Annotated in this window: 14 protein-coding genes; 4 read left to right on the top strand and 10 right to left on the bottom strand. The window is 72.2% G+C overall.

Annotated elements, in window-relative coordinates; all coding sequences use genetic code 11:
- Positions 1-85: 85 nt before the first annotated feature.
- The 4 genes from ODJ79_RS04675 to ODJ79_RS04660 form a co-directional block, all read right to left on the bottom strand.
- Complete coding sequence (locus ODJ79_RS04675; RefSeq protein WP_263022055.1) at positions 86-748, bottom strand: hypothetical protein; 663 nt, start codon at positions 746-748, stop codon at positions 86-88.
- Positions 745-1,152, bottom strand: a complete 408-nt coding sequence (locus tag ODJ79_RS04670; protein ID WP_263022054.1) for an acyl-CoA thioesterase — start codon at positions 1,150-1,152, stop codon at positions 745-747. Before ODJ79_RS04670 ends, ODJ79_RS04675 begins: the two co-directional genes overlap by 4 nt.
- Entirely contained in the window at positions 1,145-2,821 is a 1,677-nt protein-coding gene (gene ettA, locus ODJ79_RS04665; protein WP_263022053.1) for an energy-dependent translational throttle protein EttA, read from the bottom strand. The genes ODJ79_RS04670 and ettA overlap by 8 nt, the downstream gene beginning before the upstream one ends.
- Positions 2,822-2,979: 158 nt before the next feature.
- Positions 2,980-3,537, bottom strand: a complete 558-nt coding sequence (locus ODJ79_RS04660) for a hypothetical protein (protein WP_263022052.1) — start codon at positions 3,535-3,537, stop codon at positions 2,980-2,982.
- Between the two features lie 125 nt (positions 3,538-3,662).
- On the opposite strand from ODJ79_RS04660, the gene ODJ79_RS04655 reads away from it, so the two are divergent.
- Positions 3,663-5,090 (top strand): trehalose-6-phosphate synthase, encoded by a 1,428-nt coding sequence (locus ODJ79_RS04655; RefSeq protein WP_263022051.1) that lies wholly within the window; start codon positions 3,663-3,665, stop codon positions 5,088-5,090.
- Here ODJ79_RS04655 and cobA read toward each other — a convergent pair.
- Genes cobA through cobC form a run of 3 tightly spaced genes read right to left on the bottom strand, consistent with a single transcriptional unit; the run spans position 5,085 to position 8,367 of the window.
- Positions 5,085-6,269 (bottom strand): uroporphyrinogen-III C-methyltransferase, encoded by a 1,185-nt coding sequence (gene cobA, locus ODJ79_RS04650; RefSeq protein WP_263022050.1) that lies wholly within the window; start codon positions 6,267-6,269, stop codon positions 5,085-5,087. The two genes, ODJ79_RS04655 and cobA, sit on opposite strands and share 6 nt — an antisense overlap.
- The gene (gene cobT, locus ODJ79_RS04645) at positions 6,266-7,318 is read right to left on the bottom strand and encodes a nicotinate-nucleotide--dimethylbenzimidazole phosphoribosyltransferase (protein ID WP_263022049.1); all 1,053 of its coding nucleotides are present in this window, start codon (positions 7,316-7,318) and stop codon (positions 6,266-6,268) included. Before cobT ends, cobA begins: the two co-directional genes overlap by 4 nt.
- The gene (gene cobC, locus ODJ79_RS04640) at positions 7,315-8,367 is read right to left on the bottom strand and encodes an Rv2231c family pyridoxal phosphate-dependent protein CobC (RefSeq protein ID WP_263022048.1); all 1,053 of its coding nucleotides are present in this window, start codon (positions 8,365-8,367) and stop codon (positions 7,315-7,317) included. The genes cobT and cobC overlap by 4 nt, the downstream gene beginning before the upstream one ends.
- Positions 8,368-8,452: 85 nt before the next feature.
- Here cobC and ODJ79_RS04635 point away from each other — a divergent pair, with 85 nt between their 5' ends.
- Complete coding sequence (locus ODJ79_RS04635; RefSeq protein WP_263022047.1) at positions 8,453-10,585, top strand: transglycosylase domain-containing protein; 2,133 nt, start codon at positions 8,453-8,455, stop codon at positions 10,583-10,585.
- 480 nt (positions 10,586-11,065) lie between these two features.
- Here ODJ79_RS04635 and ODJ79_RS04630 read toward each other — a convergent pair whose 3' ends face one another.
- Positions 11,066-11,656, bottom strand: coding sequence for a TIGR03086 family metal-binding protein (locus tag ODJ79_RS04630; RefSeq protein ID WP_263022046.1), 591 nt, complete (start codon positions 11,654-11,656; stop codon positions 11,066-11,068).
- A 133-nt stretch (positions 11,657-11,789) separates the two neighbouring features.
- Entirely contained in the window at positions 11,790-13,490 is a 1,701-nt protein-coding gene (locus tag ODJ79_RS04625; protein WP_263022045.1) for a cobyrinate a,c-diamide synthase, read from the bottom strand.
- A 120-nt stretch (positions 13,491-13,610) separates the two neighbouring features.
- Here ODJ79_RS04625 and ODJ79_RS04620 point away from each other — a divergent pair, with 120 nt between their 5' ends.
- Both ODJ79_RS04620 and ODJ79_RS04615 read left to right on the top strand, forming a co-directional pair.
- The gene (locus ODJ79_RS04620; RefSeq protein WP_263022044.1) at positions 13,611-14,798 is read left to right on the top strand and encodes an SURF1 family protein; all 1,188 of its coding nucleotides are present in this window, start codon (positions 13,611-13,613) and stop codon (positions 14,796-14,798) included.
- A gap of 40 nt (positions 14,799-14,838) precedes the next feature.
- Positions 14,839-15,336, top strand: coding sequence for a hypothetical protein (locus ODJ79_RS04615; protein WP_263022043.1), 498 nt, complete (start codon positions 14,839-14,841; stop codon positions 15,334-15,336).
- 267 nt (positions 15,337-15,603) lie between these two features.
- On the opposite strand, the gene ODJ79_RS04610 is transcribed toward ODJ79_RS04615, so the two are convergent.
- Positions 15,604-17,139 (bottom strand): ATP-dependent DNA ligase, encoded by a 1,536-nt coding sequence (locus ODJ79_RS04610; protein WP_263022042.1) that lies wholly within the window; start codon positions 17,137-17,139, stop codon positions 15,604-15,606.
- Between the last annotated feature and the right edge of the window lie 13 nt (positions 17,140-17,152).

The raw sequence follows: 17,152 nt of genomic DNA, 5'->3' as shown, positions 1-17,152 counted from the left end.
GTGGATCCGAGGGCCGACGGTACCCGTACAGGTCGCGGAGGTCATCCCCCCAACGGGAGGGCGCGACCGGACGTACGATGCGGCATCACCCTTTCGGGTGACCACCTATAGGCATAACGGTCAATTTGCTGACTTTCTGTAGCCAGGCAACTCCATATGGTGCAGAAAGACCCACCCACCGTCCTGCGACCCTAACTCGGATGTCTGGGACGGAAACGCCCTGCGGACCAAGAAAACCCATTCGGGAGATCGCCTGAACAAGTCTCTGGGAGACCTCGACGGGCCCGCCGCCGGTCGGCGTGACGACCAGGGCCACATGATCGAGGAGCGCGTCGCGTACGGCTCGCTGACCCACCGCCCGCCCGGCGAGCCCGCCCGCCGACACCTCGCGCAGCGTGCCGGCCGCCGCGGCGGCCAGGCGGGACAGTTCGGCCGCGGCGACCGTCTCGACCGTCTCGCTCGCGGCCGGCGGCAACGGCCAGCGCCACTGCGCGTCCCGCCGCTCGGGCAGCTGATCGCCACCGCCGGCCAGCACCGCCAGCAGCTCGGCGGCCGAGACCGTGGCGTCGTCCGGACCGCGACCGGCGACCTCGCGGGTGACCAGCGCGTCCCAGGGCAGCCGGGCCCAGAGCGCGGTCCGCCCGCCCGAGCCGCGCAGCCGGACCGCCGCACCGGGATCGAGCCGGGTGAGCCGGGCAAGGAAGGCGCCGGCGTCGGGGACCCCGGTCAGGCCGTGTGCGGCGGTCATGACGCCAGGTAGGGACGCAGGAACTCGCGCTCTTCCGGGGTGAGCCGGCGCGGATGGCCGTTGGCCAGGCTGTACGGCACACAGACCGATTTCGCCCGGCTGGCCAGCACCCCGTTGTCGAACAGCTCGTAGGACACGGTGAACGACGCCGCCCGCTGCTCCGAGATCCACATCTCGATGCGGACCGGCTCGCCGTAGTCGACCGGGCGCAGGTAATCGATCTCGTGCCGGGCGATCACGATGCCCTCCTCGAACGAGCCGAGGCCGTGCTCGCGCGCGCCGACGAAGAACATGGCAACGCGCGCCTCCTCGTACAGGGTGAGGAAGCGCGCGTTGTTGACGTGCCCGTACGCGTCCATGTCGGACCAGCGCACGGACGCGTCATAGACGAATTTCTCAGTCACGGGTGAGCTTGCGGTAGGTGACCCGGTGCGGCCGGGCAGCCTCCGCGCCGAGGCGGTCGATCTTGTTCTTCTCGTACGCCTCGAAGTTGCCCTCGAACCAGAACCACTTGTCCGGCTCCTCGTCGGTGCCCTCCCAGGCGAGCATGTGGGTGGCGACCCGGTCGAGGAACATCCGGTCGTGGGAGATGACCACGGCGCAGCCGGGGAACTCGAGCAGCGCGTTCTCCAGGCTGGAGAGCGTCTCCACGTCGAGGTCGTTGGTCGGCTCGTCGAGCAGGATCACGTTGCCGCCGATCTTCAGCGTCAGCGCGAGGTTGAGCCGGTTGCGCTCGCCGCCGGACAGAACCTTGACCGGTTTCTGCTGGTCCGGGCCCTTGAAGCCGAAGGCCGCCACGTACGCCCGGGACGGCATCTCGACCTTGCCGACCATCAGGTGGTCGAGCCCGTCCGAGACGACCTCCCACACCGTCTGGTCGCCGCCGAGACCGGCGCGGTTCTGGTCCACGTAGGACAGCTTGACCGTGTCACCGACCCGCACCGAGCCCTGGTCCGGGTTCTCCAGGCCGACGATGGTCTTGAACAGCGTGGTCTTGCCGACGCCGTTCGGGCCGATGATGCCGACGATGCCGTTGCGCGGCAGCGAGAACGACAGGTTCTCGATGAGCGTGCGCCCGTCGAAGCCCTTGGTCAGGCCGTTCGCCTCGATCACCGTGTTGCCCAGGCGCGGGCCCGGCGGGATCTGGATCTCCTCGAAGTCGAGCTTGCGGGTCTTCTCGGCCTCGCTGGCCATCTCCTCATACCGGTCGAGGCGGGCCTTGCTCTTGGTCTGGCGGGCCTTCGCGTTGGACCGCACCCACTCGAGCTCCTCGGTGAGGCGCCGCTTGAGCTTGGCGTCCTTGCGGCCCTCGACCGCGAGGCGCTGCGCCTTCTTGTCCAGGTACGTCGAGTAGTTGCCCTCGTACGGGTAGGTGCGCCCGCGGTCCAGCTCCAGGATCCAGTTGGCCACGTTGTCCAGGAAGTACCGGTCGTGGGTGATCGCGATGACGGTGCCGGCGTACTTCGCCAGGTGCTGCTCCAGCCAGTTCACGCTCTCGGCGTCGAGGTGGTTGGTGGGCTCGTCGAGCAGCAGCAGGTCGGGGGCCTCGAGCAGCAGCTTGCAGAGCGCGACCCGGCGGCGCTCACCACCGGAGAGCTGGGTGACGTCGGCGTCCGCCGGCGGGCAGCGCAGCGCGTCCATCGCCAGCTCGAGCTGCGAGTCGAGATCCCAGGCGTTGACGTTGTCGAGCTCCTCCTGGAGCTTGCCCATCTCGTCCATCAGCTCGTCGGTGTAGTCGGTCGCCATCTGCTCGGCGATCTTGTTGAACCGTTCGAGCTTGGCCTTGGTCTCGGCCACCGCCTCCTCGATGTTGCCGAGGACGGTCTTGGCGTCGTTGAGCGGCGGCTCCTGTGCGAGCATGCCGACGGTGTAGCCGGGCATGAGCCGGGCCTCGCCGTTGCTCAGGGTCTCGACGCCGGCCATGACCTTCAGCAGGGTCGACTTACCCGCGCCGTTGGGGCCGACAACGCCGATCTTGGCGCCCGGCAGGAAGTTCAGCGTCACGTTGTCGAGCACGACCTTGTCGCCGTGCGCCTTGCGCGCCTTCTCCAGGACGTAGATGAACTGGGCCACGGTGCGCCCTACCTCCGTGATCGTTTGGTTCTGCCTTCAGTCCGCACATGGGTGGCGGGTGGGGCGGTCGGATGGGTGCCGGATGAGTTGCCGAATGCATCTTTCCAGGTCGGCCCCCGGCCACAGATGTCAACCCCGCCGGACGCGTCCTGATTCCCTTATTCGGCCGATACGACCGCTTGCACGTCGTCGTCCTTGCCGCTGACGAAGTGCACGACGAGCTGCCGGCGGTTCACCTCGAAGCTGTTCCCGTCGGACGCGACGGCCGTGTACTCGTCGTTGCCGACCTCTTGCACCCCGTTCAGGAAGAGCGCGTTCTTGCCCTGGATGAGCGGTTCGTCGGCGTCTTGGGTCTTGGGGGTCTTGGACTGGAAGTACAGCTTGCCGCCACCGTCCTGGCAGATCCACACGACGGTGCGCCTCTCCGTGACGATCTTGAAGACCTGCCGCAGGTCGGTCGGCAGTCCGAGCCGGTCCGCGGTTTGGATCACCGCCTCCGGGCAGGCCGGCTCGGACGGCGCCGACGACGCAGACGTATTCGACACACCCTGCGTCTCGTTCGTCTCCCCCGGCCCGGCGCCGCGGCCGTCGCTCCGGTGCCGCTCGCCGAGCATGAACCCCACGGTCCCCGCGATGATCGTGAGAAAGACAGTGGCAATGACCACAGGGAAGAAGATCGGCCGCCGGGGCGGGAATAGATCGTCGGACGGTGTCACAGGCCCAGGATGGCACCCGGCAGCCACCCCGGTCCATCGAGGCTGCGGCAGACTGGGCGAGCCGCGGGCAGCTACGCAAAGTAGGCTCGGGGTGGGAACAGAAACGACCCGGAGGTGCACTCAGCGTGGCCGAACGAAGTTCCTTCGTCGTTGTCGCCAATCGTCTGCCCGTCGATGAGGTCACTACCCCGGACGGGGAGCGCCAGTGGCGCACGAGTCCGGGTGGCCTGGTCACTGCCCTGCATCCCGTGCTCACCCAGCACGGCGGCACCTGGATCGGCTGGGCCGGCGGCACCGGTGAGGCGCCGGAGCCGTTCGAGCTGGAGGGCATCAACATCCATCCGGTGCCGCTGAGCGCCGACGAGTTGGAGCGCTACTACGAGGGCCAGTCCAACGCGACGATCTGGCCGCTCTATCACGACGCCGTCGAGACGCCGGTCTACAAGCGGCGCTGGCGCGAGGCGTACCGGGTGGTCAACCAGCGGTTCGCCGAGGCGGCCGCCAAGGTGGCCGACGACGGCGCGACCGTCTGGGTCCAGGACTACCAGCTCCAGCTGGTCCCGGCCATGCTGCGCGACCTGCGGCCGGACCTCAAGATCGGGTTCTTCCTGCACATCCCGTTCCCGCCGATCGAGCTGTTCATGCAGATGCCGTTCCGGGCCGAGGTGCTGCGCGGCCTGCTCGGCGCCGACCTGGTCGGTTTCCAGCAGCGGCTGGCCGCGCAGAACTTCGTACGGCTCGCCCGGCACCTGCTCGGGCTGCGCTACGAGGGCCAGTCGATCCAGGTGGACGGCCGCAAGGTGAAGGCCGGCGCGTTCCCGATCAGCATCGACACCCGCGAGATGGAGCGGATGGCCGCCGACCCGCAGGTGCAGGCCCGGGCCAAGCAGATCCGCGCCGAGCTGGGCGACCCCGAGACGGTCATCCTGGGCGTCGACCGGCTCGACTACACCAAGGGCATCGAGCTACGCCTCAAGGCGTTCCGCGAGCTGCTCGCCGACGGCAAGCTGAAGGTCGGCGACGCGGTGATGGTGCAGGTGGCCACCCCGAGCCGCGAGCGGGTCGAGCACTACCAGGCGCTCCGGGTCAAAGTGGAGCGCGAGGTCGGGCGGATCAACGGGGAGTTCGGCCGGGTCGGCGTGCCGGCGGTGCACTACCTGCACCAGTCGTACAGCCGGCAGGAGCTGGCCGCGATGTACGTGGCGGCCGACGTCATGATGGTGACCCCGCTGCGCGACGGCATGAACCTGGTGGCCAAGGAGTACGTGTCCTGCCGGGCCGACACCGGCGGCGCGCTGGTGCTCAGCGAGTTCGCCGGTGCGGCCACCGAGCTGCGGCAGGCGTTCCTGTGCAACCCGCACGACCCGGACGGGGTGAAGGACGCGCTGCTGCGGGCGGTCGCGGCCGAGCCGGGCGAGCTCCGCCGCCGGATGCGGGTCATGCAGCGGCACCTGCGCACGCACGACGTCGCCGAGTGGGCCCGGTCGTTCCTCGACGAGCTGGCCTCGGCCTCGGGCGCGTCCGACGTGGCCGGCGCGTCCGAGGCGTCATAGCAGCCCGACGACGTCCCCGATCACCACGGTGGCGGGCGGGCGCAGGCCGGCCTCGGCGACGTCCGCCGCCACCGCACCGAGCGTGCTGCGCAGCGAGCGCTGGTGGGCGGTCGAGCCCTCCTGCACGACGGCGACCGGGGTGTCACCGGGGCGGCCCTCGGCGATCAGCCGGTCCGCGATGGCCGGAAGGTTCTTCAGGCCCATCATCACCACGATCGTGCCGCGCAGCCGGCCCAGCGCCGGCCAGTCGACCAGCGACTGCGGGCTGTCCGGCGCGACGTGGCCGGAGACCACCGTGAACTCGTGCGCGACGCCGCGGTGGGTGACCGGGATGCCGGCCAGGGCGGGCGCGGCGATCGAGCTGGTCACGCCGGGCACGACCAGCACCGGGACGCCGGCCGCGGCGCAGGCCAGGGCCTCCTCGCCGCCGCGGCCGAAGACGTACGGGTCGCCGCCCTTGAGCCGGACCACGAACTTCCCGTCGAGCGCGCGCTCCACCAGGATCCGGTTGATCTCCTCCTGGGCCTTGGACGGGCCGTACGGGATCTTGGCGGCGTCCACGAACTCGACGTCCGGCCGCAGGTCGCCCAGCAGCAGTCCGGGTACCAGCCGGTCGGCCACCACCACGTCGGCGGCGGCGAGCAGGCGACGGCCCTTCACGGTGATCAGCTCCGGGTCGCCGGGCCCGGCGCCGACCAGGGCAACCCCCTTGTACTCCGGCAGGGCGACCGGGTCCGTCTCCAGAGCGTTGGCGACCAGATCGCGTACGGCCATGGCCCGCCGCCGGTCGCCGCCGTCGGTGACCGCCACGGTGACCGGCCCGTGCCGGGTGACGGCCGGCGTCCACGCGGTGGCCGCTTCGCGGTCGTCCGCTCGTACGCAAAAGATGTTGTGCTCTTCCGCGGCCGCACTGACCTGGGCCGCGGCCGCCGGGTCGTCGATCGCGACCTGCACCAGCCAGGCGCCCTCGACGTCGGCCGGCTGGAACCGGCGGGCCGTCCAGGCGGCGCGACCGGCGTCGACGTGCGCCCGCAGCGCGGGGGTGAGCTCGGGCGCCACGATCTCGATCTGCGCGCCCGCCGCGATCAGCGCCGGCACCCGCCGGGTCGCCACCGCGCCGCCGCCGACCACCAGCACCCGGCGGCCGGTCAGCCGCAGCGCCAACGGATAGAGGCTCATTTCTCCGACACTCCGGCCGAGTCGAAGGTGGCGACCTCGTGCAGCACCCGGACGGCGGCGGCGACGACCGGCAGGGCGAGCACCGCGCCGCTGCCCTCGCCGAGCCGCATGCCCAGGTCGAGCAGCGGGGTGAGGCCCAGGTGCGCGAGCGCGACGGTGGCGCCCGGCTCGACCGAGCGGTGCCCGGCGACCATGGCGTCGACCGCGTCCGGAGCGAACGCGGCGGCGGCCAGTGCGCCGGACGCGGCGATCACGCCATCGATGATCACCGGGACCCGGTGGGCGGCGGCGCCGAGGACGAAGCCGGCCAGCGCGGCGTGCTCGAGGCCGCCGACCGTGGCCAGCACGCCCAGCGGATCGGCCGGGTCGGGAGTGTGCTTCGCCAGCGCGAGCGCGACCGTCTCGGTCTTGTGGGCGTACGTCGTGTCGTCGATGCCGGTCCCCCGGCCGGTCACCTGGGCCGAGGCCGCACCGGTGAACGCCGCGATCAAGGCGGCCGCCGGTGTCGTGTTGGCGATCCCCATGTCTCCGGTGAGCAGGCACTTCGCGCCCTCGGCGACGAGCTGCTCGGCCAGCCGGATGCCGGTCTCGACGGCGGCGCGGGCCTCGTCGCGGGTGAGGGCCGGCTCGACGGTCATGTCCCGGGTGCCGCGGCGGACGTTCGCGGCGATCAGGCCGGTTCCCTCGGGCGGCGGGGTCGCCACGCCGACGTCGACCACGGTGACCGAGGCGCCGACCTGGCGGGCGAACGCGTTCACCACCGCTCCCCCGGCCAGGAAGTTCGCCACCATCTGGGCGGTCACCTCCTGCGGCCACGGGCTGACCCCCTGCGCGTGCACGCCGTGGTCACCGGCGAACACCGCGAGCGCGGCCGGCTCGGGCAGCGGCGGCGGGCAGGCACCGAACAGCCCGGCCAGGCGCACCGACAGCGGCTCGAGATCGCCGAGCGAGCCGGCCGGCTTGGTCAGCCGGGCCTGCATCTCGCGAGCGGCGGCCATGGCCGGCTCATCGGCGGGCCGGATCGCCGCCACGGTCGTCTCCAGGGTCACGGTCGCTCCTCGATCAGGTCGGTCAGGGTCGCCACGAAAGCGTCGGTGATCGCAGTGTCGCGCACCGCGATCCGCAGCCAGTCGGAGCCCAGCCCCGGGAAGGTGTCGCCGCGGCGCACCGCGTATCCACGTTCCCGCAGCTCAAGCCTTATTTTGTCGGCGGACGGCAGGCGTACGGTCACGAAGGCACTCGCCGGTGTGCCGGCGACCGTGAGGTTCGGCACGTGCGCGAGTCGCCGGAGCAGGTGGTCCCGCTCGGCCGCGACGCGCGCCGCGATCTCGCGCTCGGCGGCGATCGCGGTGGGTGACGCACAGGCGGTCGCGGCGGCCAGCGCGGGGGTCGAGACGGCCCACAGCGGCTGGGCGGCGGCCAGCCGAGCCACCAGGTCGGAGGCGGCCAGCAGATAACCGATGCGCAGGCCCGCGAGCCCCCACGTCTTGGTGAGGCTGCGCAGCACGACGAGCCCCTCGATGTCTCGGCGCTCGCTGAGCGACTCGGGCTCACCGTCGACGCCATCACGGAACGTGGTGTCGGCGAACGCCTCGTCGACCACCAGCACCCGTCCCGGCCGGGCCAGCCGGGCGATCTCCGCGGCCGGGTGCAGCACCGAGGTCGGGTTGGTCGGGTTCCCGACGAAGACCAGATCGGCGTCGTCCGGGACGAGTCGCGGGTCGAGCCGGAAGCCGTCCTCCGCGCGCAGCAGCACCCGGTCGACCTCGTGCCCGGCGTGACGCAGGGCCGCTTCCGGCTCGGTGAACTGCGGATGCACCACGACCGGGTGCTTCGCGCCCCGCAGGGCCTGGGCGAGCAGCACGAACGCCTGGGCCGCGCCGGCGGTGAGCAGCACCTCGTCGATCTCCCGGCGGTGCCGGCGGGCCACCGCCGCGGTGGCTTCACCATCGTTCGGGTACGCCCGGAGCCGCGTCAACGAGTCCCGGATCGGATCGGCCAGCCACCCCGGCATCGGCTCGTGCCGCACGTTCACGGCCAGGTCGATCAGCCCGGCGCCCACCTCCGTGTCGCCGTGGTGCCCCAGGTCGATCGTCATGCCCATCAGCATGCCGGACGGTTTTCCCCGTCTCACTTCGGCCGTTTCGGGAGTACATGAGCCTTTTTATACCTAGCGTCGAGGTGTGGCAGCCGGAAAGATCGCTCCCCTCGTCCGAGCCGGCCTGATCGCGGGACTCGTGATCGCCGGCCTCGGCTACCCACTCGCCGCCCTCGCCGGCATCGGCGTCAAGGCCGGCGCCAAGGCCCTGGCGTCCATGCCGGAGGAGCTCATCGAGGTTCCGACGGCACAAACCAGCTACGTGTATGCCAGCGACGGCAAGACGCTGCTCACCACGTTCTACGAGGAGTACCGCAAGCCGGTCTCGATCGAGGACATGTCGCCGTACATCACCGAGGCGATCGTCGCGTCCGAGGACGCCCGCTTCTACGAACACCACGGCGTGGACGTGAAGGGCGTGGCCCGGGCGTTCGTGGCGAACCGGCAGGCCGGTGGGGTCTCCCAGGGTGCGTCCACGCTGACCATGCAGTACGTGCGGATGGCGCTGCGGGACAGCGCGAAGACGCCGCAGCAGGCGCTGGAGGCGACCGAGCAGACCACCCAGCGGAAGCTTCGGGAGATGCGGCTCGCGATCGAGCTCGAGAAGAAGCTGTCGAAGCAGGAGATCCTCGAGCGCTACCTGAACTCGGCCTACTTCGGGCACATGGCGTACGGGATCTACGCCGCCTCGCAGATCTTCTTCTCCGAGACGCCGCAGCAGCTCGACCTCACCGAGGCGGCGCTGCTGGCCGGCCTGGTGAAGGCGCCCTCGGCGTACGACCCGGCGGCCGGCGACCAGAAGGCGGCCACCGAGCGGCGCAACTATGTGATCGACCAGATGCTCAAGATGCGCACGATCACGCCGGCCGAGGCCGCCGACGCCAAGGCCACCAGAATCCAGCTGCGGCTGAGCACCCCGCCGAACGACTGCATCTCGATCCCGCCGAAGTACAACGACTGGGGCTTCTTCTGCGACTACCTGAAGTCCTGGTGGGAGGAGCAGCCGGCGTTCGGGCGGACCCCCGACGAGCGGCTGGAGAACCTGCGCCGGGGCGGCTACCGGATCGTCGCCTCCATCGATCCACACATTCAGCTGTCGGCGATGAAGCACGTCCTCGACAAGGAGAAGAAGCGCAGCCGGTACGCGCACGGGCAGGTCATCATCGAGCCGAACACCGGCCGGATCCTGAGCATGGCGGTGAACCGGACCTACTCGCTCGAGCCGAACTCGACGGACCGCAACTACCCGAACACGGTGAACCCGCTGCTCGGCGGCGGCACCATGGCCGGCTACCAGGCGGGCTCCACCTTCAAGATCTTCACGATGCTGGCCGCGCTCGACTCCGGCATGCCGCTGGACACCCAGATCTACGCGCCCGAGCGGTACGTGTCGGAGTACATCACCGCGCCGGGGCCGGCGACCTGCGAGGAACACTTCTGGTGCCCGAAGAACTCCAGCAAGTCGATGACCGGGCGGCAGACCATGTGGAGCGGGTTCGGCAAATCGGTGAACACCTACTGGGTGCAACTGGAGGAGAAGGTCGGCGCGGACCGGGCGGTGGCGATGGCCGAGCGGCTCGGGCTGACCTGGCGCACGAGCGTCGACCGGCAGCTCGCGTCGCCGGAACGCGCCGCCCAGTGGGGTGCCTTCACGCTCGGGGTCACCGACGTGACGCCGATCGAGATGGCGAACGTCTTCGCGACGCTGGCGGCCGAGGGTACCTACTGCGAGCCGCTGCCGGTCCAGGCGATCCTGAATCCGGACGGGTCGCGGGTCAAGTACCGAGGACAGCTGGCCGCCGGGCCGCGCTGCCACCGAGTGATCAGCGTGGACGTCGCCCGGGCGGCGACCGACGCGGCCCGGTGCGTGACCGGATACGGGTCGGCGCGCGGCAGCTGCGACGGGTGGTCGACCTCGCCGATGGTGTACGGGACGCTGCGCCGGCCGGTCGCGGGCAAGAGCGGGACGACGGACAACAACCGGACGGCGTGGTTCTGCGGGTTCACTCCGCAACTGGCCGGGGCGGCCTTCGTCGCCGACCCGGACGACCCGAACGACTACGTGGGGTCGGGACGCTCGACGATCTCGAAATACACCTTCGCCGAGACGCTGCGGGACGCCCTCAAGGGCCGGCCGAAGCTGAAGTTCACCCCGCCCTCCAAGCGAATCGCCTGGTACGGCGACCGCGTCGACGCCGAGTGGGACACCGGCGACTGACCGCTCGGGCCGCCGGGAGGTCGCCCGCGACCGACCACTCACGCCCCCGTGCAGGACTGCGGCAACCGCTCACGACCCCGTGCAGGATTGCGGCAACCGCTCGCGCCGCCCCGCAGGAGTGCGGCAACCGCTCGCGCCACCCGCTCGCGCCGCCCCGCAGGACCCCACCCACATCGCTCGCGCCGACCCGCAGGACCCCACCCCCGCCGCTCACGCCGACCCGCAGGACCCCACGCACGCCGCTCGCGCCGACCCGCAGGACCCCACCCCCGCCGCTCGCGCCGCCCCGCACGCCCGCGCCGCCCCGCACCCCGCACCAACCGCCCGCGCCGCCCCGCACCCCGCGCCAACCGCCCACGCCGCCCTGCACGCCCACGCCAACCGCCCACGCCGGCCCGGCGGACCGGGCCAGCCGCACGACGCCCCGGAAGACCGCGCCAACCGGTCACACCACCGTGGAGGACGCCGGCGGCTGAGCGATCAGGCCGCCGGGGCCGAGCGGCGGCGGCGAGGCGGGCGCCATGCCGGGTCGCGGCCGGCCAGCACGAGTGCCTGGTCGAGCAGGGACGCCTCGTCGGCGGCCGAGGCGACCGGGCCTTGGGCCAGGAATTCGATCAACACCTCGAGGGTGCGCGGGTCGGCGAAATACTCCTGGCCGGTGGCTCGGGCCAGGTCCCAGCTATGCATGATCAACTCGTTCATGGCGACGGTGCCGACGGTGGTGGCGGGCATGGTCACGCCGCCGACCTGGGACGTGCCCGTCCAGGAGGCCGGATCTTTCCAAGCGGTGGCCAGCTCCTCCAGCAGGACGGGCAGGCGACTGCGCCAGTGACGAGACAGGTGCTGCGCGGACGGCGGAGGCGGCGGCTCGGCGGTGCCGGGGGCATCGGTGCGCTTGCGAGCCGCCTGGGCGAACGCGTGGGAGAGGACCATCACATGATCGAGGAGGACGGCGACGGTCCAGTCCGGGCACGGGGTGGGATGGGTCAGCTCGGCGTTGTCGATGCCCAGCAGCAGCGCTCGCAGTTTACGAACCGGCGGGTCGAAATCCAGCGGCACACGATCGGCCACGGTCGTCCTCCTTCGGGTCGTCGCTGTTAACCCCACGTTACGGGTGGGGTACGACACTTTCGCGTCCGAGGAAGGGCGTTTTCGCGGCTGAGCGGGTTTCCGCCCAAGATCTTCCAGCGATCGGGGCGGCCGGTCAGGACGCCGTGATGTCCGCCGTATCAGACAGGTCGGGCACGCCCGCCGCGACCGGGGAGGACAGCTGCTCGGGCGGCGGGGCGGGCGAGGCCGGCTGGCCGTGCGCCGCCAGCGCCGACGTCGGCATCGACACCGTCGGCGGCTCGTCGTGCGACCGCAAACCCGGCCCGGCCACCGGCAGGGAAATCGGCATCGGCGCCGGCTGCGACACCGGCACGGGCTGCGCCATCGGAATCGGCTGCGACATCGGGACCGGCTGCGCCATGGAGACCGGCTGCGCCATGGAGACCGGCTGCGCCATCGGGACCGGCTGCGGCATGGGAACCGGCTGCGACATCGGGACCGGACCGGCGATCGCGGCCGCCACCACCCGCTTGGCGATCTCCGGCGCGGCGGCCCAGTGCAGCCCGAGCTGCGAGGCGTGCACCTGCCGCCAGACGAAGCCCTCCGGGTTTCCGCCCGACCAGGTCCAGGCCGGCACCGACCCGGCCCGAGGCGTGACGATCGCCCGGTGTTGCTTGTAGCCGGTGATGCGGGCGCCGGCCGGGGCGAGATAGGACGCCGTCGGCGCGGTCGCCTCGCGGTAGCCGGCTACCGTCTGGTCGCCGGTCGCCGCCGACGCGTCCAGCACGGCGCACATCGGCCGGCCGTCGAAGTCGCGACCCAGCCAGGGCAGGGCCACGCCCTCGGCCACGACCGGCCAGCCGTCGTGCGCGAATTTGGCGACCGCGTTGCACAGCCGCCGGTTGGCGGAGAGCTCCTCGGCGTACCCCTCGGGCAGGCCCGCACCCACGACCAGCGCGCGCGTCCCGGCCGGCAGCGACTCGTCGCGCAGCGGATCCACCACCGCCACCTCGGCGCCGGCCGCGGTGAGCAACTCCGCCGTCTCCACGTACGTGTACGGTGCGCCCGGGCCGCCCGCCAGCGCGACGATCGGGCGCTGGTCGAACGTCTCGCCGCCGACCGCGTCTCCCGGCGTCCAGATCGGTCCCGGCAGCTGCGGCGCGGCGGTGGCCAGCGCCATCAGCCGATCGAGGTCGAGTCCGCCGAGCACCGCCTCGCCCAGCCGGCGCACCGCCCGGCCGGCCTCGACCGTACGGTGGGCGACCGGCACCGGGCCGTGCGAGCGGGCCGGCAACGCGTTCGGCAGGTCGCCGCGGCGCAGCGCGCCCAGCACCGGCATGCCGATGTCGTCGAGCGCGGTGCGCAGCATCTGCTCGTGGCGCGGCGAGGCGACCCGGTTCAGGATCACGCCGCCCAGGTGGACCATCTCGTCGAACATCCGGAAGCCGTGCACCAGCGCGGCCAGCGAGTGGCCCATCGCCGCCACGTCGACCACCAGCACGACCGGCGCGCGCAGGGTCGCGGCGACCGCGGCGGTCCCGTCGATCTCCGGCTGCCCGGTCAGCGAGTCGAACAGGCCCATCGCGCCCTCGATCACCGACAGCTGCGCGCCCGATGCGCCGTGCGCGAACAGCGGCGCGATGCGCTGCGCGCCCACCAGGCGGGGATCGAGGTTGCGGCCCGGCCGACCGGCCGCCAGACCGAGGTACGCGGCGTCGGTGTGGTCCGGTCCGACCTTGAAGCCCGCCGCCGGGATGCCGCGCGCCGCGCAGGCGGCGAGCAGACCGACAGCGATCGCGGTCTTGCCGTGCCCCGATGACGGCGCGCTCACGACCAGGCGAGGCAGGGCGCTCATCTGTGTTCCCCCCAGGACCCTACGGCGTTTCCCCAGGCAGTCATGCCGAAGAAGTACTGCCGGTCAGGCACAGTACCCGGCCTCGCCGTCCGCCGCCCGGACGCCGGGTAGCCTCGGGGGGTGTACCGGTTCCTGCTGACGCCGCGATGGCTCGGCGCCGCCCTGTTGACCATCGTCGCCGCCGTGATCATGGTCATGCTCGGCAACTGGCAGCTGCACCGGTACCAGGAGCGCAGCGCGATCAACCATCGCATCGACGCCGCTGATTCGACCCAGGCCGTCCCGCTGACCTCGATCATGGCCGCTCCGACCGGCGCCGGTACCGTCGGCGCCGACCCCGGCAAGCGCGTGGCCTGGACAAAGGTCACCGCCACCGGCCGGTACGACTCCGCCAAGGAGATCCAGGCACGGGCCCGCACGGTCAACGGCGACGTCGGCTACGAGATCGTCACGCCGCTCGTGCTAGCGGATGGGACGGCGCTGCTGGTCGACCGCGGCTGGGTGCCGACGCCGGATCTCGGCGCGGCCGCGCCGCCCGTCGTGCCGGCCGCCCCGAGCGGCGACATCACGGTCGTGGGGCAGATCCACCTGTCGGAAAGCCGACCGACGCCGATCGAACATCGGGACGGCCGGCTGGACACCCGGCGGATCTCCGTGCCCCGGCTGGCGCATGAAATGCCCTATCCGGTGTACGGCGCATATCTGCTGCTCACGTCCCAGACCCCGGCAAACGACCAGGCGTTCACGAAGATCCCGATCGACCACGAGGACTCCTGGCAGAACGGCGGCTACGCCGTCCAATGGTGGCTGTTCGCCTGCATGGCGCTGTTCACCTTCGTCTGGCAGGCCCGCAAGGAAGCGCAGGGCGAGTCCCGCCCGGCCGGCGAGGGCGAGCCCGCTCGGAAGCCGAAGGTGAAGCTGAAGGACCGGGTGGCCGAGGCGGACCGCCGGCGCGAGGCCGCCCGCCTGGCCGCCTTGCGCGAACCGGTGGACCGGGTCGCGGAGGCGGACCAGCGCGAGGCCGCCCGCCAAGCCGCCCTGCGCGAACCGGCGGACCCCGTCGCGGAGGCGGATCGGGTGGCAGGGGCGGACCGGGCGGCGAGGGCGGACCGGGCGGCAGGGGCGGACCGGGCGGCAGGGGCGGACCGGGTCGCAGGGGCGGACCGGGTCGCAGGGGCGGACCGGGCGGCAGGGGCGGACCGGGCGGCAGGGGCGGACCGGGCGGCAGGGGCGGACCGGGTCGCGGAGTCCGACCGCAAACGCGAGGCCGCCCGGCAGGCCGCCGGCGCGACCGAATCCGCCGAGTAGGCAGGTCGCGGCGATCATCGGCCACGACTAGGGTCGCGTCATGACCTCCTCGCCGAGCGATCCCTGGGGCGGTTCGGCCCCGCGGCCGGACGATCCGTGGAGCGTTCCGCCCGCGACTCCGCCCGGCGGCTACTCGCCCACGACTCCGCCCGGCGGCAATCCGCCCGTCCAGGCGGCACCCGACCCCGGCCCCGTGATCGTGCAGATCGCGGAGATCTCGGTCACCTCGACGACGGTCCTCACGCCGACCGGCAACCTGCCGCTGGCCGGGTCGCACTGGCAGGTCAACGACTACTGGTTCAGCCAGCAGCGCATCCCCCGATGGGCGATCATCGTGGCGATTGCGGGCTTCTGCGTGCTGACCGTCTTCAGCCTGCTCTTCCTGCTGGTCAAGGAAACGGTGATGCAGGGCACGGTGCAGGTGACGGTGACCAACGGCTCACTCCAGTACGTCGCCCGCATCCCGGTCACCGACCAGGCGACCGTGACCAGCATCAACCAGCAGGTCAACTACGTCCGCACGCTCGCCGCCCTGTAGACCGTCAGCCCCCGTCCCGCCAGCCCCTGGCCGCCCACGCAGTGCGCCACTCATGCAGCGCGCCACCCCCGCAGCGCACCGCCCCACGCAGCGCACCGCCCCACGCAGCGCACCGCCCCACGCAGCGCACCGCCCCACGCAGCGCACCGCCCCACGCAGCGCACCGCCCCACGCAGCGCACCGCCCCACGCAGCGCACCACCCCACGCAGCGCACCACCCCACGCAGCGCACCACCCCACGCAGCGCGCCGCCCACCCAGCAGGTCGCTAGTCGGCCGGGCCGGCGGGGCGGGCGCCGAGCGTGCGGACCGTGTCGATCGTGTCGGCCTCGGTGGGCGGCTTGTCGTCGCGATAGCGCAGCACCCGGGCGAAGCGCAGGGCCACGCCGCCGGGATAGCGCGGGGACGTCTGCACGCCGTCGAAGGCGATCTCGACCACCTGCTCGGGGCGCACCTGGACCACCCAGCCGTTGTCGCTGACGGCCAACTCCTGGAAGCGGGTCGTCTGCCAGCGCAGCAACTCGTCGGTGAGGCCCTTGAAGGTCTTGCCGAGCATCACGAAGCCGCCCGTCGCCGGGTCGAGTGCGCCGAGGTGCAGGTTGGACAGCCAGCCCTTGCGCCGGCCGTGACCCCACTCGACCGCGAGCACCACCAGGTCGAGCGTGTGCCGGGGTTTGACCTTGACCCAGGCGGAGCCGCGGCGGCCGACGTCGTAGGGCGCATCGGTGGCCTTCACGACCACGCCCTCCTGCCCGTCGGCGAGGGCCGCGGCGAACGCGGCCGCGGCCTGCTCCTCGCTGGTCGCGGTGGTGCGGCCGACGATCAGCTCGGGCGGCAGCGCGTCGTCGAGAGCGGCCCAGCGGACCCGGCCCGGCTCGTCGAGCAGGTCGGTGCCGTCGAGGTGGAGCAGATCGAAGAAATATGGCACCAGGGCGAGCGGCGCCTTGCCCGCACCCCGGGTGGCGGCGCGACTCGACGTCTCCTGGAACGGGCGGGGGCGACCGGTCGTGTCGAGGGTCATCGCCTCGCCGTCGAGCACCGCCTCGCGCACCGGAAGCTTGCGGACCATCGCCACCACCTCGGGCATCCGGGCGGTGATGTCGTCGAGGCTGCGGGTGAAGACGGCCACCTCGTCGCCGGAGCGGTGCACCTGGATGCGGATGCCGTCGAGCTTCACGTCGACCGTGGCCGGTGCGCCGGTGGCGAGCAACGCGGCGGCGACGTCGGGGGCGCTCTGCGCGAGCATCGGGGTCAGCGGGGTGCCGACCCGCAGATGGATCTCGGCGAGCGCGGCCGCGCCACCGGTCAGGGCGGCGACCGCCACCTGCTTGAGATCGCCGGAGAGCAGCAGCGCCCGCCGGACCGCGGTGAGTGGCACCTCGGCGGCCCTCGCGATCGCGTCGGCGAGCAGGCCCGCCTGGGCGCCCTGCCGCAGCTCGCCGCCGAACAGCCCGATCAGCAGCCGCTGCTCGTCGGCGGTCGCCGCGCCGAACAGCGCACCGAGCAGGTCACGCCGGCGCGCCTGGGAGCCGGCCCCCGACACCACCGAGATCTCGGCGATCGCCGCGTCGACCGCGCCGACGGTGAGCGTGGCCTCGGCGGCGGGCGGCGGACGATCGCGCAGCCCGGCATAGCCCACGCCGGTCTGCCGCTGCCGCAGCTCGCCGGCGAGGAACGCGGAACCGGCCGCGATCTCGCCGGGATCGAGCCGGCGCAGCGCATCGGCCAGGAGCTCGACCTTCGCCTTGCGCCCGGAGGTGGCTGTCACGGCGGCCGAGGTGGCCGCCAGGTCAAGGAACCGCACGGCCCCATCCTGG

The organism is Actinoplanes sp. KI2 (assembly GCF_025630775.1).
Classification (GTDB): Bacteria; Actinomycetota; Actinomycetes; order Mycobacteriales; family Micromonosporaceae; genus Actinoplanes.
The sequence above is the reverse complement of the archived record's forward strand: the minus strand, read 5'-3'. Positions and strand labels throughout refer to the sequence as shown.